The sequence below is a fragment of the Prosthecobacter sp. genome (assembly GCF_044226605.1).
Classification (GTDB): domain Bacteria; phylum Verrucomicrobiota; class Verrucomicrobiia; order Verrucomicrobiales; family Verrucomicrobiaceae; genus Prosthecobacter.
In genome coordinates, this window is sequence record NZ_JBGAGS010000004.1 from 217,282 (window position 1) to 241,192 (window position 23,911).

Below are 23,911 nucleotides of genomic sequence, written 5' to 3' on the forward strand. Positions count from 1 at the left end.
CTTCGCGACTACCATGACAGGGTCTCCTTTGTTTGCTTGCCGTTGATGGTGATGATTTGCTCAAAGCCGCCTTTGACGGGGCGGAGGGTGTCTTCGACTTGCTGGCCGTTTTCGAGGTATTTGAAGGTGGGGGTGCCGTCTTTGGCGAGGGTGTAGCCGAGATAGGTGCGCTCGGTGGTGGATGGAGGCAGAGGTTTGAGGTCGGTGCCGAGGGGCTTGATGGGGGGCATGGAGCGGTCCTGCCAGTTGCTCATGGCATCGAGGAAACGGCCTTTCCAGAGGAGGGTCCAGCGGCTGGTTTTGGCATCGAAGGCCGCATTGAGTCCGCCGGGAAAACCGACTCCGATGGCGTGGGTGCCGACGCCTTCGATGAAGCTGCGGAAGATGATGACGCGCTTTTGCACATCGGGTTTCAGCTCGAAGTCTTCGGAGGACATGAGGCCTTCGGGGAGTGGCTGGCCTTCGACTTCGCGGAGGTAGGTCCAGATGCTTTCGATGTCTTTGTCGGCGGATTTGCGACCCACAAACATGGGGGGCATGACGGTGCCGGGCTGGGTGACCTGCGGATTGAGGAGAAGTTCTTTGAAGTACTCGGGCTGGAGGCGCTCGGTGGTGTGGGTGAGGCGGATGACGGGAGGGCCGAGGGACTTGCGATCTTTGAGGCCGTGGCAGGCGACGCAGGCGAGGCCTTTGGCACCGAGAAGCTGGCGGCCGAGTTCGGCGCGGTGGTGTTTGGCGAGGCCGGTGACGTCGATCTTGAAGGGCTTTTCCAAGGCGTCTGCTTCATTGAGCCAGGTGATGAGCATCTCGGTTTGTTCGCGACCGAAGCTGGGCATGTGGGTGTCCATGTAAGGTCGCACGCTGCCGTCCAGGCCCCAGAGGATTTTTTCGAACCAGCCGTGGGTGAGCTTGCGGCCGACTTTGTCGAGAGCCGGCGGTATGTTGGCGAGCTGGCCGAGAGATTCGGCGCCGGGATCATTCACGCCGAAATACTGCAGGCGGGCAGGATCTGGACCACCTTTGCCATCACGGTCATGGCAGGCGTAGCAGTTGAGGCGGGTCATCTGCCAGTCCACGCTTTCCTGGGCGGTGAGTTTGGGGGCGTCTTCTTTTTGGATTAGCGCGAGAGCGAGGGTGAGGGCGCGTTTTTGGAGGTCGTTGAGATCGAAGCGAGGGGTGCCGCTGGGCTGTTTTTCGGCGAGGCAGCCTTTGGTGGGTGAGAGGGATTTGAGGGGCTTTGTTTTGCCGGAGCCGGCAAAAGCCGGTACTACAATACTCTGAGGGCCTGATTTGTGGCAGGCGATGCAGTTCATCTGCTCGAAGATTTCGCGGCCTTTTTCAGCGGATTGTTTGGGGAGCTTGAGGGCGGCGCGAGCGGTCGCTTTTTCGGCGACGCGGCCGGTGTGGAGGTAGGCGGCAATGTCTGAGGATTCCTGCGCGGTTAGGCGCAGGTCAGGCATGCGGCCGGCGGGGCGCATGGCGAGAGGGTTTTTCAGGAAATGAGAGAGCGCGGTGAAGGAATAGGCATCTGCGAGTGCAATGGGCACGGAGGCATCGCCGGGCTTTTCGACTTCGGCATCGGCTGCGACCTTGGGCGGGCGCACGTCTTTGGCGGGCTCGTGACAGGCAACGCAGCCGACTTTGTGGTAGAGTTCTTTGCCACGCTCCACATCGCCAGCGGGGACTTGCGGCGCGTCCCACTCCATGGCGCTGAGGTACTCGACGAGGGCTTCTACTTTTTCATCGTCGCCTTCCGCGCCAGCAAACAAGCCTGGCATCTGCGTGCCTTTCTTGCGGCTCTGGGGGCTGCGGATCATGAGCCAGAGAGTGTCGGAATCGAGACGCGAACCGACGCCGCTGAGATCGGGGCCGGGCTTGGGCTTGAGGCGCTGCTCCCAGGACTTTGGGACCGTGTGGCAGGTGGTGCAGTTAAGCTCAGCCAGGAGGAGCAGTCCACCATTGACCAGAGATTCGTCCGGATCCTGAGGAATGTTGAACTGGTCGAAGGTGGGGACGAAAGCGTGGTTGATGGGCTCAGCCTGGAGAGGGTGGGCCCGAAGGTGGCCGCAAAAAAACGCAGAGGCCGCAAAAAGGGTCCAGAGTTTTGAGGTATTCATTTTGCGTTTTTTGCGTCGCTTTGCGGCCATGCACATTCTGAATTAGAGACCCATGCGCTTTTTTTCTTCGTCGAGGGCTTTGATCCAAGGGAGGACGAAGTGGCCGGAGTCGTGGTAGGTGCGGCCGGAGTACATGTGCTGGTCGATGACGCAGGGTTCATTGACGTAGATGCCGCCGCAGATTTCGAGGTCGAACTTGCACTTGGCGACGGTGGCCATGCGGAGGCCTTTGACGATGTCGGCACGGGCTGGGATTTCCACGCCGTGGCAGACGCTGGCGCAGGGCTTTTTGTTTTCCCAGAACCACTTGGTGATGCGGAGGAGATCGGCGTCTTCGCGGATATACTCGGGGGCGCGGCCACCGCTGAAGAAGATGCCGACGTATTCCTCGGGCTTGATGTCTTTGAAGGCGATGTCGGCGTCGATGCTGTAACCTTCCCACTCTTTGGTGATGGTCCATCCGGGCTTGATTTCATGAAGCACCATCTGGTATTTCCGCTTTTCCGGCGCCGCGACGACGGGCTTGTAGCCGCCTTCGATAAGACGGTAGAAGGGATAGAGGGTGTCAACTGTTTCGGTGGCGTCGCCGACGATGATGAGAACTTGGGGTTGGGACATACTATTTATGATTTATGATTTATGATTTTTGATTTATGATTTCGGCGGTGGGGACTTTGGGGATGGTGAGCGAGAAAAGGAGAAATTGGGGGGGCTGGGATTGTGGAGTATTTCTGTCACGATTTACGAGTGAGGCGAAGCCAAATCATAAATCATAAATGCGGCGTCAGACGATGATGCTGTCGAGGTGGTTTTTTGCACGGACGATTTCGGCGGTGGTCTCTGCGGCGGTGGGCATGATGGGGATGCCGCGGGGGGTGGGGTGCATGAAGATTTCGGTGGGGCCAGTGAAGTTGGTGGACTTGAGGGCTTGGAGGAGGGGCTTCCAGTCGAGTTTGCCACGGCCGGGCATCTGCTGGACTTCTTCGTCCTTGGGCATGGGCTTGGAGCAGCCCATGCCGTGCTCCCAGGCATAGAAGAGGGTGAGCTTTTGGTCGATGTGCTTGATGAGATCGGCCATGAGGGCGGTGTCCTGTGGCAGATGGTAAGGTGCGAGGGCGATGCCGAGGCCAGGGATGGTGCGGATGTCATCGGCGAGCCAGCGAAGGGAGTCGGGGGTGTCGATGAGATTGTTGATGTGGTTTTCGATACCGATGGTGACGCCGTTTTCGGCGGCGAGGGCGGCGTGAGGCTTCATCTTTTCGACGAAGGCTTTGACGTTCAGCTTGAGTTGTTCGGGCTTGACCTTCCAGTCCCCTGCCCCGCCGGTGACGATGAAGGTGCCGCCCATTTTTTTGACGATAGGGATTTCATCGGTGAGGCGGAAGGGGCCAAGATCGTAGCGGGTGGTACCGCCGAAGGTAAGGCTCTGGGACTTGAGCATTTCGGCGAGTTTGTCGTGGCCGATGACGTCCATTTCCTCGCGCTGGGTGGCGTGTTTTTTGGGCCAGAGTTCGATGCTGGTGGCGCCGGTCTTTTTGACTTCAGGCAGGATTTCCGCGAGAGGCAGATTTCCATACATGGAGGAAGCGAGCATGTAATTCAGCTTCCACGGCGGCGGGTCTGCCGCGAGGGCGGGCGCGGAGAGGGTTTTCAGGAAGCGGCGACGGCTGGTCATGTGGGAGTAAACGCCGGGCAAGGAGGAGCGTCATTCAGAGTTTGAATTGCGTTCTTCAGGTTTTGCGGCGGGTTGAAGGATGCGATGTAACGAAGTTACTTCTACTTTGGTAAGTCCCAATGGCCGGGATGCTAAAGCCAGCTTTTCCAGAGTGTTTGCCCACGGATTGACGGATTGACACGGATACCTGAGGCTGAGGGTCAAAATTCCCGATGCCTTTCATGAGCGCCCTGAAAAATTACCAGCGTAGAAATATGCTGACGGTGGTTGATGGTTGTCCCCTCACCCCTGTCCTCTTCCAGGAGGATGCTCAGAGTTATGCAGCCTAGAGCGGGGAGAGGGGGAGATGCTTTGGCTGCGTTGGATTAGTCAGGCGCCGAGCAGACGGGATTGGGGAGCGTCGAATGTGATCGACGCGCAAAGCCAGAGGAGTAACGGGGGAACTGAGGAGCGCGGAGAGTTGGGTGGCTGCGGACCTGCTTGAATGGAGGCCAGGGGCAGATGGTACGCTGTGCTGCTTTTTGCGAGCGCTGATCGACGGACAGGATTGTCCATCGCACTTTTTTGGAGGGAAGCTGGATGTTTTCAGGGCTTGGGTACGATGCCCGGAGCCGGCTAAAGCCGGGACTACGATGCGAAGAGGGTCGGACTCGGAGGCTCTAGGTGGACGCGGAGGGTGAAGGCTCGGCGGAGCGATCTAATCGAGGACGAGTTCGAGTAGGAGGACGAGGACGATCGTGCGTTTGCGGAACGTCCTGGTCATTTACTGAATACGATGAAAAGGGCGATTTTGGGGGATCAGCGGTCGGGGACGCGTTCGACACTGGCACCGAGGGCGGCGAGTTTGTCGTCGAGGTGTTCGTAGCCGCGGTCGATGTGGTAGAGGCGGTTGATCTCGGTTTTGCCTTCGGCGATGAGGCCGGCGAGGACGAGGGCGGCGGAGGCGCGGAGATCGGAGGCCATGACGGGGGCGCCTTTGAGAACATTGCCGCCGCGGATGCGGGCGGTGGCGCCCTGGAGATCGATGTTGGCACCCATGCGCTTCATTTCGGCGCAGTGCATGAAGCGTTGGGGGAAGATGGTCTCGGTGATGGTGCTGACGTCATTGATGACACAGGCGAGGGCACACATCTGGGCCTGCATGTCGGTGGGAAAGCCCGGGTAGCAAAGGGTGGTGAGATCGAAACCCTTGGCGTTTGGATTGGGCTTCACGGTGATGCTGTCCTTGGTGATGTCGATCGGGAAGCCGCACTTTATCATGGCGTCGGTAACGGCCTTCATGTGCTCGGGCATGACGCGCTTGAGCGTGACGCCATCTCCCATCATCGCGCCAGCGACGAGGAAGGTGCCGGCTTCGATGCGGTCCGGGATGACGACGTGCTCTGCGCCGTGGAGTTCCTTCACGCCTTCGATGGTGATGCGGTTGGTGCCTGCGCCTTCAATCTTCGCGCCCATCTTGATGAGGAAGTTGGCGAGGTCTTCGACTTCAGGCTCGGCGGCAGCGCCTTCGATGACGGTGGTGCCTTTGGCGAGGACGGCGGCCATCATGACATTGTCTGTGCCGAGAACGGTGGAGCCGTGCTTGCCCATGAGATTCATGGGGCCGCCTTTGAAGCCTTTCTTGGCGTTCACGTAGATATCGCCGCCTTCGACGGTGATCTGAGCACCGAGGGCTTCGAGGCCTTTGAGATGGAGATCGACGGGGCGGTCGCCAATGACGCAGCCGCCGGGGAGGGAGACGGTGCACTCTTTGAGACGGCCAGTGAGGGGGCCGAGGACGCAAATAGAAGCGCGCATTTTGCGAACGAGATCATAAGGCGCGACGGATTTGATCTTCTCTGCTTTGACGACGACGACGCCGCTGGCACGCTCGACCTCGGCACCGAGTTCGCCGAGGATGCGGACCATGTAATTGGTATCGCTGAGATCAGGGACACGACGGATGGTGCAGGTGTCGTTGGTAAGCAGGGTGGCCGCGAGAATGGGCAGCGAAGAGTTCTTTGAGCCGCTGATATTGATGCGGCCCTTCAAAGGTGCGCCGCCGTGAACAATGAGTTTTTCCATGTATAGATGCTTTGTGCTGCGGAATGCGGCAGTGGCAAGACAATCTTCGAATTCCTGCCTGCAAATGGCTGCTTGAAAAAAAGCGCTTGCCTATTTGGATTACATGCGTAATCCATGGATCACATTTGTAATCCAAGCCATGGCGCGCCGCATTCCCACACCTCCTGCCCCGAAGATTTCCGACGCTGAATGGACGGTCATGAATGTCTTCTGGCATCGTGGTACCAGCACGCTGGCAGAGGTGGTGAAGGAGCTGGAGGGGCGGCTGCACTGGAAGCCGCGCACGGTGCAGAGCCTGATCCGCCGACTGGCGGACAAAGGGGCGCTGGCGGTGGAGGCGGTGGGGAGGGAGTTTCGCTACAGTCCCGCGGTGGCACAGGACGAGTGCCAGCATGAGGAGAGCCGGAGCTTTCTGGACCGGGTGTTTAACGGACGGCTGGCTCCATTTGTGGCCGGGCTGATGGATCGTGAAGAAGTCTCGCAAGATGACCTGGCTGCGCTTCGTGAAGTGCTGAATCAGGCCGAGAAGAAACTTAAAAAGTAGCACCACCACTATGAATGCCGACTCATTGCTGCACTGGCTCCTGCGCACGTCTCTTGAGGCGAGCCTTTTGATTCTGGCCGTGCTGGGGCTGCGGCTGATGCTCGGCACGCGCTTGAGCCCGGCATGGCGCATTGGATTGTGGATGCTGGTGGGAGTGAAGCTGATGCTGCCAGCATTCATTCCGGCGGGCTTTGGACTTGGAGGCTGGTTTCAGCGTGAGGAAGCTCCGCCAAGGCCTGCTGCTTTGGCTGTGGCTACCGATGTGCCAGCGGACTTTGCCACCACTGCGAATGTTAACAGCGTGGCGATGATTTCTGATAGGGGCGGTGCTGTGGCGGAACCTGAGCGCAAGATTTCTGCTTACACTTGGGCGCTGGTCGTGTGGCTGATGGGAGCCTTGTGCGTCTTCATGGCCGCGCTGTACCGGCAGCGGCTTTTTAGTCTGGCTCTGCGTCAGCGGCCAACTGGCACGGCCCCGCTGCTTCGTGCGCTGGTGGCGAGTCTTTGCCGGAAGGCGGGCATTCAAAAGACGGTGCGAGTGCTTCTGCTGCCGGCCGGCAGCACACCGGCAGTGGTGGGCATAGCGCAGCCGAGCATCCTGCTTCCGGAGGACTGGGAGACGCGCTTTGACGAAGGCAGCCTGCGGCATGTGCTGCTGCATGAACTGCTGCATGTGAAGCAGCATGATCTGATCTGGAACTGGGTGGCCACGGCCGTGCAGGCGCTGCATTGGTTCAATCCGCTGGTGTGGTTTGTGGTGTCGCGTTTTCAGGCGGACCGTGAACTGCGCTGCGATGCGGGCGCTCTGGCGATGCTCTCGCCGACGGAGCGGCTCGACTACGGGCACACGCTGCTGCGGATTCAGGAAACCTTTTTTGCACCACCGGCCATGGCAGGGTTGGCCCCATGCGTGCGCAACCACCCTACCCTGAGCCAACGCATTCACATGATCGCCCACCCAACCGCCCGCCAGCCTGTGCTCCAACTGATGCTCGCCGTCACCCTCAGCGCGCTTGTTTGCTACTCCTTCACCACCGCGCGTGCGGTGGAAAAAGAGGTGCCAGCCAAAGAGCGCACACGCGATGGAGCGCGTGCGCCTGCCGAGGCTGAAAAACCCGCCAAGACCGGCACGGGTGACAGCGAGGGCGAGAGCAAGAAGCCGGGCATGCGCGAGGGCGATGGCGGAACAAAGAAAACAGGGATGCGTGATGGTGAAGGCGGCTCCAAGAAGACCGGCATGCGTGACGGCGATGGTGGCGCGAAGAAAACGGGTGCACGGGACGGTGAAGGCGGGGTGAAGAAGCCTGGCACTGGCGACGGTGAAGGAGCGCGCAAGACGGGAGCGCGCGACGGCGAAGGTGGTGCTCGGAAACCGGGCACTGGTGACGGCGAAGGCGCGAGCAAGACGGGTGCCCGCGACGGCGAAGGTGGCGCCAGAAAGCCGGGCACCGGTGACGGCGAAAGAGCGCGCAAGACTGGAGCGCGCGATGGCGAGGGAGGTGCCAGAAAGCCGGGCACTGGCGACGGCGAAGGAGCGGGCAAGACTGGAGCGCGTGATGGCGATGGCGGCACCAAGAGGGCTGGGGCACGCGACGGCGACCGGTCGGCGGCATCGGGAAAGGCAATCACCCTGCGGGTGATCAAGAACGGCGAAGCCGTAATGGTGGGCGATGAAGAGGTGGCCATGAACCGTTTGCGCGGACACCTGAGCACGTTTCTTCCCGAGCACCCTGGTGCCAAGATCATTGTGACTGGCGAAGGCGATGTGCCGATGAGCGCCATGAACAACACGGTGGATGCCGTGCGCGACAACGGGAACAAGAACGTGGGGATCCAGACGGAGTAACCGAGGCCCCGAGCAGCAAGCTTTGAACGGCGATCGAAAACCACGCTGCACGCACGCAGCGGCGGGCTTGATGTTCAGCGCCTCATTCCAGATGCCCCTACCCTCCTCATTTCGAAGCCAGATTTCAACCATCCTATGAACATGCGGGTTCCATCTCTTACTCTATGTTGTTCGGCCGTCGTCTTGATTTCGACATCGAGCTTGGTGCCTCTTGCGCAGGCGGCCACTCCGCAGGAGGTCATCGCAGCAGTTACCAAAGCGGTTTCGTTTTACCACAGCAAGGCGGCGGCGCATGGGGGGTATGTTTACCGCTACAGCGCTGACTTCACGCTGCGGGAGGCTGAGGGAATTCCTGCACCGGACACAATCTGGATTCAGCCGCCGGGAACTCCCGCGGTGGGTATGGCGATGCTGGATGCGTATGAGGCCACGAAGGATGAGAAGTGCCTGGCAGCGGCGGTGGAGGCAGCGCACGCGGTGACGAGGACGCAACTCGCCTCAGGCGGGTGGGACTATTCCGGGCATTTTGATGCGAAGAACCGGGGCATGCAGCTGTATCGGCGTGATGAGGAAGGCAGGCTGATCGAGCGCAAGAAGGTGCCGCAGGGGGAAGGCGGCTGGCATGTATGGAAGCGTCATCAGAACAAGAACAACTACTCGACGTTTGATGATGATGTCTCGCAGGCGGCCACGAGGTTGCTGGTGCGGGTGGATCATGCGCTGGGTGGGAAGGATGCGGAGATTAGAGAGGCGGCCGACTTCGCGCTGAGCTCGATCATGGCGACGCAGTATCCGGCGGGTGGATGGAGCGCAAATTGGGATACGTGGCCGAGCAATCCACCGCCCGTGGCGATGTATCCGATCAAACCGGGGAGCTACCCGGCCGACTGGCCGCGCAAGTGGCCGAAGGATTTCACCGGGTGCTATGTGCTGAATGACAACACGCACGCCACGCTGATGAGCACGCTGCTGCTGGCGTGGCAACTTCGTGGGGATGCGAAGTATCTCGATGCGGCGAAGCGGGGAGGCGATTTTCTCATCACCTCCCAGATGCCTGATCCGCAGCCTGCGTGGGCGCAGCAGTATGATGCGGAGATGCATCCCTCCTGGAGCCGAGCCTTTGAACCGAGCGCGATCTGCGGGCGCGAAAGCCAGGCGGCGATGTGGGCTCTGCTAAAGCTGGCTGCGGCGAGCGGGGAGAAGAAATACCTGGAGCCGCTGCCGAGGGCGATTGCTTATCTGCGGAAGTCGTTGCTGCCGGACGGGAGGATTGCGCGCTACTATGAGCTGCAAACGAACAAGCCGTTGTATTTTGAACGGGGAGAAGGTGGCAAGGGGTTTGTGCTGACGTATTCGGACAAGAAGGCCTCGTCGAACTATGGATGGAAGTGGGACAGCGAGCTGGATGCGCTGGAGAGTTTCCGGCAAAAGATCAGCCGTGGAGAGAAGGTGGTGTTTCCACGAGTGGAGCACGAACGATGGTCATCGCCGCCAACGGAATCGGATATCGCGATGATTCTAAAGGAACAACACGCGGATGGCTCGTGGGCTGCCACCGATGCGGAGCGTGGCTGGATGCGCGATTCGAGCGGAAAGAAAACAACTCCTGCGGGCGGTGTGATCTACAGCCTGGACTTTGTGCAGAACGTCAAGGCGCTGAGCACTTGGCTGAAGGAGAAGCGATGAGGCACGGGCACCTTTTTTTAACCACAGACTTTCACTGATTTCCCAACCATGAAGACTCAACCCTGCAGGCGTATCGCCGTCAGTCTCTGCGGTCTTTTCAGCTGTGCGCTGATCGTTCCGCTGACTGCAGCGGAGAAATATGAGAACGCCACGCCGTGGTCTTATCAAAAGATTTTGCGGCATCCGGTGCCGGCGGTGAAGGATGCGGCGTGGCCGAAGGATGACATCGACCGTTTTATTCTCGCGCGGCTGGAGAAGGATAACCTGCATCCGATTGGGGATGCACCGAGAGTGACGCTGATCCGGCGGGCGTCGTTTGATCTGCGGGGGCTGCCGCCGACGCTGGAGGAAGTGGAGCGCTTTGTGCGGGATTCTGCGCCGGATGATGTGGCGTTTGCCAAAGTGGTGGATGCGTTTCTCCAAAGCGAACGGTTTGGAGAACGCTGGGCGAGGCACTGGCTGGATGTGGTGCGGTATGCGGACAGCGTGGGGCGGGTGTGGAATGCGCCGTTTACGTATGCGTGGAAGTATCGTGACTGGGTGATCGATTCGCTGAATGCGGACAAGCCTTACAACCGGTTTGTGGCGGAGCAGATTGCGGGGGATCTACTGCCTGCGACAACGGTGCTGCAGAAACGGGATCAGATCGTGGGGACGGGCATGCTGGCGCTGGGGAGCGTGAATTTGCAGGAGGGGGACTATGAGCAGTTTTTGCTGGATCAGGTGGATGACCAGATCGACGTGGTTTCACGGGCGTTCATGGGACTGACGCTGAGCTGCGCGCGCTGTCATGACCACAAAACGGAGCCGGTGAGCCAGAAGGATTATTATGCGCTGGCGGGCATCTTTTACAGCAGTCGCACGCTGCCAGGTCAGGCGAACCGCAGCGACATGAATGGATCAGGGTATGTGGATCCGGAGATGCTGGTGGATCTGCCGACGAAGCTGGACGAGGCGATCGGACCGCCGCAGAAACTGCCGGAGGGGATTCATTCGATGGATGACATTCGCGCGCTGGGGAATCCGAAGACGACGATCCGCTACGATGTGGATCCGCATTTTTGCATGGGGGTGATTGAGGGAGAGATCCAGGACTGCGAGCTTGCAGTGGGAGGAGATCCGCATGACCGCAAGGCGGCGCCGGATCGTGGGAAACTGGGCATGCCTGCTCTGCCACCGCTGCCGAAGATTCCGGCGAAATCATCGGGGCGTCTGGAGCTGGCGCAGTGGATGACGCAGACGACACACCCGCTGACCTCGCGAGTGGCGGTGAACCGGATCTGGGAGCACCTGATGGGTGAAGGGATCGTGCGGACGGTGGATGATTTTGGCATTACGGGCAGCGATCCGACGCATCCTGAACTGCTGGACCATCTGGCGATACGATTTGTGGAAGGCGGATGGTCGATGAAGAAAATGATCCGCACGGTGATGCTGAGCCGGACGTACCGCCTGGCGAGCACGGGGAACCCGGAGCATGCGGATGCAGGCAACAAGCTGCGGTGGCGGATGAACGCGAAGCGGCTGGAACTGGAACCGCTGCGCGACACCCTGCTGCAGCTCTCAGGGAAGCTGACGCTGGACCGGCCGGAAGGAATCCAGGTGGCGGGCACGGGTGGCAAAGGCCGGCATGGGCTGACGCGAGGATTGCTCGGCATCGAGGAGCCGTATCGCACGATCTATCTGCCGGTGGTGCGGGACAATGTGCCGGAGCTTTTCAGCACGTTTGATTTCCCCGGGCCAACGCAGATCAAGGGGCAGCGGGATGTGACGACGGTGGCACCACAGGCCCTGTTTTTTATGAACAATGAGTTTGTGGAGGGGGGGGCCGGAGAGGTGGCGGAGAAAGCCAAGGGAGATGTGAAAGCGGTGTATCGGCTGGTGCTGAATCGTGAGCCAAGCGGGGAGGAACTGAGTGATGCGGAAGCGCTGAAACGTGAGGTGGGGCTTGCTGCACTGGTGCAGGCTCTGCTAGGAACGGCTGAGTTCAGATATGTGTTTTAATTTAACCTTTTGATCATCTCCATGGAATCGAACGAAGACCTTGATGAGGATCCGCCGCTGGTGCCGCCGACGGTGGAGCGGATTCTTCACCGTGCGTTCTGCCTTTCGGCCGTGATATGCCGTTCGTTCATCGATGAACCCGACAACGAACATTGCGCCAATCTTCAAGCGGCCATGAAAGCGTGGCTCCATGACATGGGAGCGGAAGGCGAACTCGAGCTTTGGGAGGCCGACTGCATCCAAGCTCCAACCGGCAGCCTCGAGCCGCAAGTTCGCATCAATGCCTCCTGGCTGGCGGAAGGTCTTGTCGTTCTGATATGGGCGCTCGATTTCCACGAACTTCCTGCGCATGACAAGTGTGTTGATCCGAAAGAGGTGACCGATTCGATCGATTTCCTGCACCCAGATGCGGCGGATATTCTGGAGGAGATTGAACTCGAGAGCGCGGAAGAAATTGAAGCTGAAGCGAGCAAGGCGTTTGCCGTTCACTGGCGCCTCAGGCAGTTCCAGATGGACGGCCGGCGGCTCGACTTTGCCAAATTTGCAGAGACAGCTTGGTTTGGGCCGCTGAACATTGAAGGCATTGCCCTTGAGGATGGGGATCTGGCCATCAATGGAATGGCGATCTCCAAGGCATCTGCTGAGCAATTGGCATCGGCCATGAGCATCGCGAGAGAACGTCACAGAGCCTTCAACTGGTTGCTCGGTCATGCCGAAATTTACTCCGATGTGGACCCCAGCACTTGATCTTCCCTTTATCTTATGACCACTCGTCGCTCCATTCTTCAATCCACATCGACCGGCTTTGGCTGGCTGGCATTTAACGCTCTGCATCAGCAGTGGGCGGGCGCTGCGGCGCCGCCGAAGACGATCAATCCGCTGGCACCGAAGCCGCCGCATTTTCCTGGGAAGGCGAAGCGGGTGATCTTTATGTTTATGCAGGGCGGGCCGAGTCATCTGGACACGTTTGATTACAAACCGGAGCTGGCGAAGGCGGAGGCGAACAAGGTGCAGAAATACATGGGCAGCGTGTTTGAGTTCAAGCCGCGTGGGAAGAGCGGGATCATGATCTCGGAGGCGTTTCCGGAGCTGGCAAAGCATGCGGATGATCTGTGCCTGCTGAACGGGATGCAGACGCGGACGAATGCGCACCAGATGGCGACGGTGGCGCTGCACATCGGAAGCGAGACGTTTGTGCGGCCTTCGATGGGAGCGTGGATTGTCTATGGACTGGGCACGGAGGCGGAGGATCTGCCGGGTTTTGTGACGATCAATCCGGCGGCGGACAATGGAGGAGCGATGAACTATGGCTCGGCGTTTCTGCCGGCGACGTTTCAGGGGACGCGGCTGAGCAGCGGAGGCGGCGGGGTGCCGGATCTGAGCAATGGGCGGCTGAGCGATGCGCAGCAACGGAAGCAGATCGAATTTATTCAGAAGGCGAATCGCAAGATGCTGAGCGGTGATCCGGGGAACCCGGAGATCGAGGGCATCATCCAAAGCTATGAGCTGGCGTACAAGATGCAGACGAGTGTGCCGGAGGTGCTGGATCTGGACAAGGAACCGCAGCACATTCGTGAGCTTTATGGTCTGGATGATGGGAATACGGAGCGCTTTGGGACGCAGTGTCTGATGGCGCGGCGGATGGCGGAGAAGGGTGTGCGGTTTATCCAGCTCACTTCCCCGGGATGGGATCATCACAATGGGTTGCGCGACAATCTGGCGAGGCAGTGCACGTCGATTGACAAGCCGATTGCGGGGCTGATTGCCGACCTGAAGCAGCGGGACATGCTGAAGGATACGCTCATCATCTGGGGTGGGGAGTTTGGCCGGGGTAGCGGGTATGACAATGAGCCGTATAATGGACGCGGTCATAACGGCGGCGGCTATACGATGTGGATGGCCGGCGGCGGGGTGAAGGGCGGCTTTACGTATGGCAGCACGAATGAGATGGGGAACACGGCGGAGACGGGAATCATCGGCACGCATGATCTGCATGCGACGGTGCTGCATCTGCTGGGCATCAACCATGAGCGGCTGACGTATCGCTATGCGGGAAGGAATTTCCGGCTGACGGATGTGAGCGGCGAGGTGGCGAAGGCGATCCTAGCGTGAGGGGAACGGGGCTGGAAATGCTTGCGGAGCGCCGCACAGAGCACACTGTGAGGACCACTTTGCTGACGGCTACGCGATACCCTTTAGTGTCGTTTGCTCATTGGCGGCTAGCAAGCTGCATACGGCGAGAAGACCGATGGAACGACTATCCTCTGATGGCTTTCTTGAGCAGATTTGCGGTGATGCGCTGGACGCGTGTATCGGTGCCGTGGGGGCGGGAGAAGTGGCTCCAGACGGGCATGTGGCCGGGAGGTTTGCTCAGGCCCTGCGCCCACCAGATGGTGGAGGCATTGAAGATGAAGTTGCCTTTGGGGCCGTCGAAGATCACGGCCTGCCACTGCTGCGGATTGCTGCCGCCCTGGAACGCGGTGCCGGCGGCAAGGATTTCAAGGCCGGGCAGATCCTTGGGGGCATCACCATGATATTCCCAGCCGATCATGCCAGGAATGGGGTCACCCTGTTTCATGCCGGTGCCTTCAAACACCCAGTGCGCGGGCTTGGTGCAGATCCAGTCGCCACCGCCGTTGACGGGATCGATGTTGCGCACGCCCATGAGGTAGCCCTCATCCGGCCCGCGATGCGGATAGGGGCCGTGGTCTTTCTCGCGATCCACGGCATACTTGTAGTCACCCCCGTAGGGCCCGCCGCGGAAGATGCGACGATTGGGTAAGCCATCGGCATTGTGTGAGAAAGGCGTGACCCAGCAGACGGAATTGCCGGAAAGGAAGAGGAGGTTGACGCCGGCATCGCGCATCTTTGCCACGCTGTCATGCTGGCGGATGTCCCAGTACTCGTCGTGCCCGATGCTGATGAAGGCCTTGCATTTCAAGCCGTGATCCGGGGTGATCATGTCGGCATTCGAGCAGTAGGTCACGTCGTAGCCTTCCTTCTCCAGCCAGTAGGCGGCGGGAAACTCAAAGCACAGCCACTCGCCGCTGCCCATGGACTGAGGATTCTCGTAGATCTGCGCATACTTCGCATACGGGCGATCAAAGCTGACATCGGACCATGGCCCCTGATTGCCCTTGGGATCGGTGTAGAGCGAGTAATTGTCCGGCCACTTGTTGTAGGCCTGCCAGGTGTTGTCACTGCACTGGAAAAGGATGTCGGCCTTGCGGTCATCGGTGATGATGAAGACAATGTAGCTCTGCCAGTAAGGTTCGTTCTTCGAGGCTGGCAGCGTGGTGAGCCTGCCGAGATAGACACCGCTGAGCCAGTCCTGCGGAATGGTGATGGAGGTCGACTTTTCCCAGCGGCATTCGCGGAGGCGTTTTTCACCGATTGGAGGCACCGGCTGTTCTTTGCCTTCAAAGGGGCCGAATTCCTGCATCAGGCGTGCGCCGCAGCCGCCGTAGTAGCCGGTGCGGAAGATTTCGAGTTTGAAGCGCGCCGTGGGTTTGGTGCTGACGAAGATGTCCAGGGTATCGCCAGCCTTCACGGACTGGCGGGAGCAGTAGCCTTCGATGAAGGAGGTGCGGAAGCCCTCGTTCTTGTCGAGGCGCATGCGGGTGAGCTGCCAGTCATGCGATCCGGGCCTGGAGTTTTCTGCGGAGATCAGGGACATTTGCAAAGTACGCTTCGTTGCCACGAAAACGATCAGGCATGATGCGCATTCAAGTCTTGTGAGGCTTCGTTGAGAGACGCTGAAATCCCTGACCCGGCGGCCACGGGACAATGCAATGCCTCAGGCAAGGAGCGTGCACCTCCTCATGAACCTGGATAAATCTGGCAGTGATCGAATTCCTGCAGTGGCAGCCGATTCGATCAATAGGTGGCACGTCCGCCAGAGAGATCAAAGACGGCGCCGGTGGTGAAGGAGCAGTCTTCGGAGGAGAGCCAGGCGACGAGGGCAGCGGCCTCTTCTTTTTTGCCGAAACGGTTCATGGGGATTTTGGAGAGCATGTAGTCCACATGCTGCTGTGTCAGCTGCTTGAGGATGTCGGTCTCGATCACTGCGGGAGTGACCGCATTGACGATGATATTGCTGGTGGCGAGCTCCTTGCCGAGAGACTTGGTGAGGGCGACCACTCCTGCTTTGGAGGCGCTGTAGTGGGCGGCGTTGGGATTGCCCTCCTTGCCGGCGATGGAGGCGATGTTGACGATGCGGCCGTAGCCGTTTTTCAGCATGTGAGGAACAACGGCATGGCAGCAGTGGAAGGGGCCGTTCAAATTGATGGCCATGACGCGCTGCCATTCGGCGGGGTCGGTCTCCCAAACTTTTGCATTCGTGCCAGCGATGCCCGCGTTGTTCACGAGAATGTCGATCTTGTCGAAAGCGGCGATGGTGGATGCGGTGGCGCTTTCCACGGAGGTGATGCTGGTGAGATCCACGGTGGCGGTATGGACCTTGCCGAGAGACGAAAGCTCGGCTTTGGCGGTTTCAAGTGCAGCGGCATCGATATCCCAGAGGCACACACCCGCGCCCGAACGCAACAGGCGCTCTGCAATGGCGTAGCCGATTCCGCATGCGCCACCGGTGATGATGGCAACTCTGTCCTTGAGGTCGATTTGATTCATGGACAGAACAAATCGCGCCTAATCCTCCCAGACTTTCAGGAGTTCCACCTCAAAGATGAGGGTTTCGTTGGGGCCGATGTCGATGCCCGCACCACGCTTGGCCATAGGCGAGCTCGGACGGGATGAAGAAGCGGAATTTGGCCCCCTCCTGCATAAGCTGAAGTCCCTCGGTCCAGCCTTTGATGACGCGCTTGAGCGGAAATTCAGCGGGCTCGCGTCCGGCGAGGTAGGAGCTGTCGAATTCCACGCCATTGAGCAGGGTGCCACGATAATTGACCACGACGGTGTCCCTGGCCTTGGGGCTTTTGCCGGCGCCGGGGGTCAGCACTTCGTATTGGAGGCCACTGGGGGTGGTGGTGACGCCTGCTTTTTTGGCATTTTCAGCGAGGAAGGCTTTGCCGGTTTCGAGAGCGGATTGGGACATGGGATCAAAAAGGGGGCGGGCTTCTTCAGCGCAAGCCCGCGGGCACGCAACCGCAAATCACGCACAATGTGCCGTTGGTTTCGGCGAAATCCCTGCCACCTTGGGAGCGTATTCAAAAATACCCCCCTTCCCCATTTTCATGCTTCGTCGTTTTCTTTTCGCGTCCACTCTTTCCCTGCCCTGCCTGCTGACTGCCGCCGAGCGTGGCCAGGATGCCTACAACCAGCGCATTCTGCCGCTGCTGCAAAAGTACTGCTACGACTGCCACGGCGATGGAACGGACAAGGGCGACTTCGCCCTGGATGAGTATCCTGAGTATGGCAAGCTGATCGGCGACAAGGTGCTGTGGGATCATGCCCGGCAGCAGCTTGTCACGCATGTGATGCCGCCTGAGAAGAAGGAGAAACCTTCGCTGCCGGAGCGCGATGAGATCGTGGCGTGGATCGACAACACGGTGTTTTGGTTTGATCCGCAAAAGATTGATCCCGGGCACATCACCTACCGCCGCCTGAACCGGACTGAGTACAACAACACGGTCCGTGACCTGCTGCTGGTGGACATGAAGCCGGCCAATGAATTTCCGCCCGATGACACCGGATACGGTTTTGACAACATCGGGGATGTGCTGAGCATCTCCCCGCTGCTGATGGAGAAGTACATTCGCGCGGCCAATGCTGTGGCGGACAAGGCGCTGGACACCTCGGATGTGGAACGGTTGGATTTGGAGCTCGGGGCCAAGAAATTTTGGAATCAGAAGGGAGAGACCAAAGAGTGGGATGGTGTGCGCTGGTTCCACAGCAATGCGGATGCCGCGACCAAATTTACCGCCCCAGCCAGCGGCAACTACCAGCTGAAATTCCGACTGTCCGCGACACAGGCCGGGCCGGATGCGGCGAAAGCAGCGCTGCTGGTCGATGACAAGGAGCTCGGCACGTTTGATGTCACAGCCCCCTATCGCGGAGACAAGGGCCCCTGGCAGACCATTCAGCAAACAATCCCGCTGAAAAGCGGAGAACACAAAATCGTGGTGAGATTCCTCAATGATTTCGCTGATCCCCAGAATCCTGATCCCGACAAGCGCGACCGGAATCTGGCGCTGGACAAGATCGACGTCGAGGGACCAGACGGACTGCTGCCGCCGCGAGGCACCCGGCTGGTGCAGTGGCTGCTGGATGGCAAGCCTGCTGGACTTCCAGCCATCAAGCTCAGCGGCGAAGATTTCGAAAACGGCCAGGGCAATGCTTCCCGTGACACAGGCACCATTGAACTGCCCTCGAATGGCTATGTGAAGCATCACCTGGATCTGGCCACGGCAGGAAAGTATCGTCTCATCATCAAGGCCGGCGCGCAGCAGGCGGGAGGCGAACCGGCGAAATTTGATGTGCGCATCGGCGGCAAGAACGCGGGCTCTTTCTCGATCACGGCGAAAGACCAGACGCCGCAATGGTTCAAAACAGAGGTCGAGCTTCCAGCGGGCAAGCAAGAGATCCAGGTCTGGTTCCTGAACGATTTTTACGATGAAAAGACACACCAGGACCGCAACTTCTGGCTGCATGAGCTCACAGTGGAAGGTCCGACGGACCAGCCGGGCGGCATTGCTGCAGCAGACGTTCACGGTCTGGTGGAAAAACTCGGGCAGCGCGTCTTCCGCCGTCCGCTGCGTGATGCCGAAAAGGTCAAATGGCAAGGCATTGCAGACCTGGGCCTCAAGGAGAACCTGCCACCGCTGGAGGCCCTGGGCTATGTGCTGCGCGGCATGCTGATGTCTCCGGGATTTCTATACCACAGCTCCCCAATGCCCGTGGGACCGGCGCAGAACGGGGTCGCTTTGATCGACGAGTACAGCCTCGCCTCACGTCTTTCCTATTTTCTGTGGGCTTCCCCGCCCGATGACAAGCTGCTGCAACTGGCCGCCAAAGGCGAGCTGCGGAAAAACCTTGGTCAGGAAGTGAAGCGGATGATTGGCGACTACCGCGCCTGGAGCCTGACGGAAGACTTTGCCGGGCAGTGGCTGCAGCTGCGCGACATGGACATCGTGGATGTGGACCAGAAACGCTACCCCGACTGGAAGGGTGGGATGGGATACATGATGAAGAAGGAAACGCAGACGTTCTTTGACAACATCCTGCGCAACAACCTGGACGTGATCGCCTTTCTCAATGCGGATTACACGTTTGTGAATGAGAAGCTGGCCCGCTTCTATGGCCTTCAAGGTGTGAAAGGTGAAAAGTACCAGAAGGTGTCTCTGCAGGGGACGCCACGTGGCGGCATCCTCACGCAGGGGAGCATACTGACGCTGACTTCCACGCCCACGCGCACCTCTCCGGTCAAACGGGGCAAGTATCTGCTGGAAAACATTCTTGGCACACCGCCACCACCAGCACCGGGCGGCGTGCCTCCGCTGGATGAAAAGAAGCAGCAGTTTGGCAAGATGACCCTGCGGCAGCAGTTTGCGGAACACCGGAGCAACGCCTCCTGCGCCGGCTGCCATGCCTTCCTGGACCCGATGGGATTTGCCTTTGAGAACTACGATGCCATCGGCCACTGGCGAGACGAAGAAAAGAAGCAGCCGATCGACGCCTCCGGCATGCTGGTGCGGGGACAGACCTTTGCCAATCTGGCCGACCTGCGCAGCATTTTGGTGCGCGACATGAGCGACCAGTTTGTGAAGAACTTCGCCGACAATCTTCTCATTTACGCCCTGGGGCGCGGCCTCGAGTATTCCGACAAGCCGTCGGTGGAAGAGATCCTGCGCAAAGCAAAGGTCTCCGGCAACCGCATGCAGGAAATCATCCTCGCAGTGTGCGAAAGCGTGCCGTTTCAGAAGATGCGAGTGACTCCGTAGCCAAGTCCAAAGCGTCACGCTGCAACCGCGCGTAAGCCGCCCACATTCACCGACCACCCATGGAGACTCCGCCCAAGGCGAATGCGAAACATCCGGGCGAAGCCTGGCGCGAAGAGCCGATCCTGCCGAAGCAGAAAGCGGTGCTGGAGTTCCTCAAGATGCCTGTGCCGCCGACAAGGGGTGGCGCGAGCAACTTGATCAAGGCTGTCTTTGAAGGTCCTGCGGGGAATGCGCATCAGAACGCATGGGAGGCGGCGAAGCACAAGCTGCACCCCAAGCTGTATCCGCCCGACCCACCGGGTGAATCCGCCGCTGAACAAGAGGCTGGGGCTGCAGGTTCGCTCCTGGGGTATGTCTTTCAGGCGGCCCTGCTTGGCTGCGCCGGGGTATTCGGATGGATGTATTTCTCTCAAGATGCGTCTCAGCCGAACTCCACTGGCACTCCAGTTTTCACAGCGCCTGTGCCCGCACCCGCGGTGCAGAAGAATCCGGCAGCCGCGCTACCTGAGCGCAGTGCAGAGAGCGGCATGATAGAACTGCAAAGCACGGATGGCAGAAGCCTGCGCGCCAAGATCCTGACACTCACCAAAGATGCCGTGCTGATCCAGCGCGAAGACGGACAGACGTTTGAACTTGAACTGGATCGTCTGACACCCGATTCAAAAAAACGCATCGACGATTATCGCGCGGCCAAACAGGCGGGGCAGGTCCGATGAATCAGATCGAGACCGGCGGCACGTGATCTTTCTGATTCACTTGAGATCCGACAATGGGATGCGGAAAAACTTGTCCGTGCGCGACTGCTTCTTGTCTTCACCGCCGAGGCAATAGACAAAGCCGTCGAGTTTTACCAGGCCCACCATGGCCGCGTAAGGCAGCGCCCTTGCTTTGGCGTAACTGTCGGACTTCACATCATAGATCAGGGCTTCCGCTGAAAAATCACTGGTGTAGCCGCCTGCGAGGTAAATGTGCCGATCATCCAGCGCCACCGCGGACAATCCGCGAGTCGCGGCAGGCAGGGAGCGCAGCTTTCGCCATTCATTCTTTGCTGGCGAGAATGCAAAGGCTTCCGCCGAGTTCAGGGGTTCCTTCGTAGAGGCGTCCTGATTCATGCCACCGAAGACGAAGAGTTCATGCCCCACCACGGCGGATGCAGCGACGGCAAAGGGTTTTCCCGGATAGTCTGCGCGCTCCTGCACCCCTTCCCGCGTGATTTCATAAGTCTTCCGGGTGATACCTGCGATGTTTGCCGCATCATCCGTGCCGCCCGTGAAAACGATGGATTCGCCCACCATGCCACCGGCTGACAACACCACCGCCGGCGGCAACTCGATGCCCTGTGCGATGATCGTTTCCACTGGATTCACGACCACCAGCCTGCGGGAAGGAGCTTTGCCATCGCTCCCGCCTAGATACTGGAGAGCCGACCCGTTCTGAATGCTGATGCCATAGGCCACCGGAGATTCAAGATCACGCACATGAGTCCAGCGCCTGGCTGCGGGGTCATACTCATGAAGCGCCTTCAGCCAGTTCTTCACTCCTCCGTTCCAGTTGGTGCCGCCGACGATGGCGATCCTGCCCTCCGCGGTGCAGCAGACAAATCCACCATTTGGCTGCGGAAGAGGAGGCAGGGCCTCCCAATCTCCGCCATGGAGGTGGGGAGCCAAGGAAGCGAGCAGCAAGGAAAAGAAGAGCGCCAGGGAGGTGGTGGATGGCAGGGCCGCAGATTTCATGCTTTTAAATACCGCCGAACCAGCCGCTTTTCTTCTGAAAACAGTGGTATGACAATCGGACCAGAAACACCATGGTCCAGGCACGTTTTACTGTGCCATTAACGCACCTGACCCATGACGCATTTTCCCTGGCTCGACTATACGATCTTCGGCGTGTACCTCGGTGCATCGGTGGGGGTGGGCCTTCTTTCAGCACGTGGCTCGAAGTCTCTGGGAGACTACTTTCTGGCCGGCCGTGGCATGAACAGCATGCTGGTGGGCATGTCGATTCTGGCCGCGCTGTTTTCGGGCATCAGCTATCTTTCCGGGCCGGCGGACGTGTATAAGAATGGTTTCGACTTTGGCTATGTGATGCTGGCCTTTTTCCTCGCCACACCATTCGCGGCTGTTTACATGCTGCCGAAGTTTTACCAGTCGCGCTACTTCACCGCCTATCAGTTTCTGGAAGAACGCTTTTCTCTTTCCGTGCGTCTGCTGGCCTCTGGCCTGTTCATTTTCCGCGTGGCGCTCTGGCTGGCAGCGGCGACTTACGCCCCTGCCCTAGCGCTGGAAAAAGTCACCGGCATGCCGCTTTGGATCACCATTCTTGCCAGTGGTGCGCTGACGACGATCTACACCGCCATGGGCGGCATGCGGGCGGTGATCTGGACGGACGTGCTGCAACTGATCGTGCTGTTCGGAGGACAGCTCACGATCATGCTGGTGGCGGCAGGCAAAATCCCCGGGGGACTCGGAGGCGTGTGGTCAACGGCGGTGTCAGACGGGCTCATGGATTTGAGCTTTAACTTCAGCTTCACTGAGCGGGTGAACTTTTGGTCGGTGCTGTGCGCAGCGGCGTTCCTGCACCTTGTGCAAATGGCGACCGACCAGGTGTCTGTGCAGCGCTATCTGAGCGCGGGCAGTCTGCGGGAGGCGCAGCAGTCGCTGTGGATCAAGCTCTTGATGCTGCTGCCTGTCCTGGTGCTGTTTTATGGCACAGGGCTGGTGCTCTACGCTTTTTACAAGACGCATGGAGACCCGATGGCGGCCGGGCTGATCGCCAAGGAGGATCAAATCCTGCCTTATTTCGTGGTGACGCAGCTTCCAGCCGGACTACCGGGACTTCTCATCGCAGCGATCTATGCCGCCAGCATGTCCACGATCTCGGCGGGACTCAATTCCATGGCGTCCGCCACGGTGGTGGATTTCAAGCAGCGCCTCGGTGCAGCGAGCGGAGAAACCAACGCCGAGCAGGTGGGCCATGCACGCTGGATCACCGTGATGTATGGCATCATTGTCGTGGGCCTCGCTTTCGCAGTCTCGCTTATGTCCGGAAATCTGGTGGAGTCTGTCAACACCGTCATGGGGCTGTTTGGCGGTCCGCTGCTAGGGCTGTTCTTTTTGGGGATGTTCACACACAGGGCCACCACACGCGGTGCGCTGTCCGGATGCCTTGTGGGGTTTGTCACTCTGGTGGCCCTGTATCTGTATCAAAACGGGTTTTTCACCGCCGAAAAACCCGTTCAGCTGTTTTCCTTCATCTGGTTCAGCCTGCTCGGAACAGTGATCACCCTGACGGTCGGACTGCTCACCTCCGGCCGATCTGCCACGTCGTCAGGCCGCCATCAATGATGATGGTCTCGCCGGTGATGTAGCCTGCTGCATCCGAGCAGAGAAACACGGCGGCGCCTGCCACATCCTCCGGCACACCGAGACGGCCCAGCAGGATTTTCTTTTCGTAGTGCTGCACCTGCGAATCCTGCAACTGCGAGGTCAGCGGCGTCTTGATCAAGCCCGGCGCCACGCCGTTCACGCGGATGCCGTGATCTGCGAGAGCGACGGCGAGGGATTTTGTGAGCATGACCAGCGCGCCTTTGCTGGCGTCATAGGCGCAGGAGTCCGCCTCGGCCTGGAAGCCGTTCGTCGAGGAGGTGATCACAATTGAGCCGCCGCGCTTTTCCGCCACGAGGCGCTGTGCAAATGCCTGCGCGGTGAAAAAGACCGAAGCCATGTTGAGCTGCACGGTTTTGTCCCAGCGTTCGCGGGTCATTTCCAGGAACGGAACATCGAAGAAGCTGCCCGCATTGCAGATGAGAGTGTCCAGGTTCGGCGCCTTGGCAAAAGCGGAGGCCACCAGTTCCGCAGGTGCATTGGGTGCGCAGAGGTCGCAGGAGAGATAGCCGGCCCAATCTGGGAAGTCCGAAGGTCTCTGCGGCAGGCCATGGCAAAAAACCTGTGCGCCTGCGGCGTGGAGGCCGCCCGCCAGGGCAAGGCCGATGCCTTGCGAAGAACCCGTCACCAATGCCGTCCGACCTTCAAGAGAGAATGCTTTCATCATGCGCTTTCAGATAGGCGCGGATGTTTC

Annotated in this window: 17 protein-coding genes and 1 pseudogene; 9 read left to right on the forward strand and 9 right to left on the reverse strand. The window is 59.5% G+C overall.

From position 1 onward, the window contains the following. Nucleotides 1-8: 8 nt before the first annotated feature. From ACILSO_RS06940 to murA, 4 genes are all read right to left on the reverse strand, one after another. Nucleotides 9-2,117, reverse strand: coding sequence for a c-type cytochrome (locus ACILSO_RS06940; protein WP_395736651.1), 2,109 nt, complete (start codon nt 2,115-2,117; stop codon nt 9-11). Nucleotides 2,118-2,159: 42 nt separating this feature from the next. Next, entirely contained in the window at nt 2,160-2,735 is a 576-nt protein-coding gene (locus tag ACILSO_RS06945; RefSeq protein WP_395736652.1) for a DJ-1/PfpI family protein, read from the reverse strand. A 166-nt stretch (nt 2,736-2,901) separates the two neighbouring features. Further along, the gene (locus ACILSO_RS06950) at nt 2,902-3,792 is read right to left on the reverse strand and encodes a sugar phosphate isomerase/epimerase family protein (RefSeq protein WP_395736653.1); all 891 of its coding nucleotides are present in this window, start codon (nt 3,790-3,792) and stop codon (nt 2,902-2,904) included. A gap of 798 nt (nt 3,793-4,590) precedes the next feature. Further along, on the reverse strand, nt 4,591-5,856 hold the full coding sequence (gene murA / locus ACILSO_RS06955; RefSeq protein WP_395736654.1) for a UDP-N-acetylglucosamine 1-carboxyvinyltransferase: 1,266 nt from the start codon (nt 5,854-5,856) through the stop codon (nt 4,591-4,593). Between the two features lie 139 nt (nt 5,857-5,995). Between murA and ACILSO_RS06960 the strand changes: the two genes are divergently transcribed. From ACILSO_RS06960 to ACILSO_RS06985, 6 genes are all read left to right on the forward strand, one after another. Further along, nucleotides 5,996-6,400 (forward strand): BlaI/MecI/CopY family transcriptional regulator, encoded by a 405-nt coding sequence (locus ACILSO_RS06960; RefSeq protein ID WP_395736655.1) that lies wholly within the window; start codon nt 5,996-5,998, stop codon nt 6,398-6,400. A gap of 10 nt (nt 6,401-6,410) precedes the next feature. Further along, nucleotides 6,411-8,246: a M56 family metallopeptidase gene (locus ACILSO_RS06965; protein WP_395736656.1), complete on the forward strand. Its 1,836-nt coding sequence runs from the start codon at nt 6,411-6,413 to the stop codon at nt 8,244-8,246. A gap of 183 nt (nt 8,247-8,429) precedes the next feature. After that, nucleotides 8,430-9,932, forward strand: a complete 1,503-nt coding sequence (locus ACILSO_RS06970; protein WP_395736657.1) for a polysaccharide lyase — start codon at nt 8,430-8,432, stop codon at nt 9,930-9,932. A 48-nt stretch (nt 9,933-9,980) separates the two neighbouring features. Beyond that, nucleotides 9,981-11,936, forward strand: coding sequence for a DUF1549 and DUF1553 domain-containing protein (locus ACILSO_RS06975; protein WP_395736658.1), 1,956 nt, complete (start codon nt 9,981-9,983; stop codon nt 11,934-11,936). 21 nt (nt 11,937-11,957) lie between these two features. After that, nucleotides 11,958-12,683, forward strand: a complete 726-nt coding sequence (locus tag ACILSO_RS06980; protein ID WP_395736659.1) for a DUF4272 domain-containing protein — start codon at nt 11,958-11,960, stop codon at nt 12,681-12,683. Nucleotides 12,684-12,698: 15 nt separating this feature from the next. Further along, the gene (locus tag ACILSO_RS06985) at nt 12,699-14,048 is read left to right on the forward strand and encodes a DUF1501 domain-containing protein (protein ID WP_395736660.1); all 1,350 of its coding nucleotides are present in this window, start codon (nt 12,699-12,701) and stop codon (nt 14,046-14,048) included. A gap of 145 nt (nt 14,049-14,193) precedes the next feature. On the opposite strand, the gene ACILSO_RS06990 is transcribed toward ACILSO_RS06985, so the two are convergent. The 3 genes and pseudogenes from ACILSO_RS06990 to ACILSO_RS07000 form a co-directional block, all read right to left on the reverse strand. Further along, nucleotides 14,194-15,612, reverse strand: a complete 1,419-nt coding sequence (locus ACILSO_RS06990; protein ID WP_395736661.1) for a N,N-dimethylformamidase beta subunit family domain-containing protein — start codon at nt 15,610-15,612, stop codon at nt 14,194-14,196. 200 nt (nt 15,613-15,812) lie between these two features. Further along, a complete protein-coding gene (locus ACILSO_RS06995) occupies nt 15,813-16,565 on the reverse strand; it encodes an SDR family NAD(P)-dependent oxidoreductase (protein WP_395736662.1) in 753 nt (250 codons plus the stop codon). Between the two features lie 18 nt (nt 16,566-16,583). Next, nucleotides 16,584-16,965: pseudogene (locus ACILSO_RS07000) on the reverse strand (FKBP-type peptidyl-prolyl cis-trans isomerase); the annotation flags it as partial. A 163-nt stretch (nt 16,966-17,128) separates the two neighbouring features. On the opposite strand from ACILSO_RS07000, the gene ACILSO_RS07005 reads away from it, so the two are divergent. Together ACILSO_RS07005 and ACILSO_RS07010 are read left to right on the forward strand one after the other, a co-directional pair. Further along, nucleotides 17,129-19,834 carry a DUF1592 domain-containing protein gene (locus tag ACILSO_RS07005; protein WP_395736663.1) on the forward strand — a complete coding sequence of 902 codons (2,706 nt, stop codon included), beginning with the start codon at nt 17,129-17,131 and terminating at the stop codon, nt 19,832-19,834. A 59-nt stretch (nt 19,835-19,893) separates the two neighbouring features. Next, nucleotides 19,894-20,550: a hypothetical protein gene (locus tag ACILSO_RS07010; RefSeq protein WP_395736664.1), complete on the forward strand. Its 657-nt coding sequence runs from the start codon at nt 19,894-19,896 to the stop codon at nt 20,548-20,550. Nucleotides 20,551-20,586: 36 nt separating this feature from the next. Here ACILSO_RS07010 and ACILSO_RS07015 read toward each other — a convergent pair whose 3' ends face one another. Further along, nucleotides 20,587-21,567: a Kelch repeat-containing protein gene (locus ACILSO_RS07015; protein WP_395736665.1), complete on the reverse strand. Its 981-nt coding sequence runs from the start codon at nt 21,565-21,567 to the stop codon at nt 20,587-20,589. Nucleotides 21,568-21,681: 114 nt separating this feature from the next. On the opposite strand from ACILSO_RS07015, the gene ACILSO_RS07020 reads away from it, so the two are divergent. Further along, nucleotides 21,682-23,178: a sodium:solute symporter family transporter gene (locus ACILSO_RS07020; protein WP_395736666.1), complete on the forward strand. Its 1,497-nt coding sequence runs from the start codon at nt 21,682-21,684 to the stop codon at nt 23,176-23,178. Here ACILSO_RS07020 and ACILSO_RS07025 read toward each other — a convergent pair. Continuing rightward, complete coding sequence (locus ACILSO_RS07025) at nt 23,135-23,884, reverse strand: SDR family NAD(P)-dependent oxidoreductase (protein WP_395736667.1); 750 nt, start codon at nt 23,882-23,884, stop codon at nt 23,135-23,137. The two genes, ACILSO_RS07020 and ACILSO_RS07025, sit on opposite strands and share 44 nt — an antisense overlap. Between the last annotated feature and the right edge of the window lie 27 nt (nt 23,885-23,911).

What these genes read in the sequence shown, in the direction of transcription:
- ACILSO_RS06940 (WP_395736651.1), bottom strand. Translation starts at nt 2,117, where the DNA reads ATGAATACCTCAAAACTCTGGACCCTTTTTGCGGCCTCTGCGTTTTTT.
- ACILSO_RS06945 (WP_395736652.1), bottom strand. Translation starts at nt 2,735, where the DNA reads ATGTCCCAACCCCAAGTTCTCATCATCGTCGGCGACGCCACCGAAACA.
- ACILSO_RS06950 (WP_395736653.1), bottom strand. Translation starts at nt 3,792, where the DNA reads ATGACCAGCCGTCGCCGCTTCCTGAAAACCCTCTCCGCGCCCGCCCTC.
- murA (WP_395736654.1), bottom strand. Translation starts at nt 5,856, where the DNA reads ATGGAAAAACTCATTGTTCACGGCGGCGCACCTTTGAAGGGCCGCATC.
- ACILSO_RS06960 (WP_395736655.1), top strand. Translation starts at nt 5,996, where the DNA reads ATGGCGCGCCGCATTCCCACACCTCCTGCCCCGAAGATTTCCGACGCT.
- ACILSO_RS06965 (WP_395736656.1), top strand. Translation starts at nt 6,411, where the DNA reads ATGAATGCCGACTCATTGCTGCACTGGCTCCTGCGCACGTCTCTTGAG.
- ACILSO_RS06975 (WP_395736658.1), top strand. Translation starts at nt 9,981, where the DNA reads ATGAAGACTCAACCCTGCAGGCGTATCGCCGTCAGTCTCTGCGGTCTT.
- ACILSO_RS06980 (WP_395736659.1), top strand. Translation starts at nt 11,958, where the DNA reads ATGGAATCGAACGAAGACCTTGATGAGGATCCGCCGCTGGTGCCGCCG.
- ACILSO_RS06985 (WP_395736660.1), top strand. Translation starts at nt 12,699, where the DNA reads ATGACCACTCGTCGCTCCATTCTTCAATCCACATCGACCGGCTTTGGC.
- ACILSO_RS06990 (WP_395736661.1), bottom strand. Translation starts at nt 15,612, where the DNA reads ATGTCCCTGATCTCCGCAGAAAACTCCAGGCCCGGATCGCATGACTGG.
- ACILSO_RS06995 (WP_395736662.1), bottom strand. Translation starts at nt 16,565, where the DNA reads ATGAATCAAATCGACCTCAAGGACAGAGTTGCCATCATCACCGGTGGC.
- ACILSO_RS07005 (WP_395736663.1), top strand. Translation starts at nt 17,129, where the DNA reads ATGCTTCGTCGTTTTCTTTTCGCGTCCACTCTTTCCCTGCCCTGCCTG.
- ACILSO_RS07010 (WP_395736664.1), top strand. Translation starts at nt 19,894, where the DNA reads ATGGAGACTCCGCCCAAGGCGAATGCGAAACATCCGGGCGAAGCCTGG.
- ACILSO_RS07015 (WP_395736665.1), bottom strand. Translation starts at nt 21,567, where the DNA reads ATGAAATCTGCGGCCCTGCCATCCACCACCTCCCTGGCGCTCTTCTTT.
- ACILSO_RS07020 (WP_395736666.1), top strand. Translation starts at nt 21,682, where the DNA reads ATGACGCATTTTCCCTGGCTCGACTATACGATCTTCGGCGTGTACCTC.
- ACILSO_RS07025 (WP_395736667.1), bottom strand. Translation starts at nt 23,884, where the DNA reads ATGATGAAAGCATTCTCTCTTGAAGGTCGGACGGCATTGGTGACGGGT.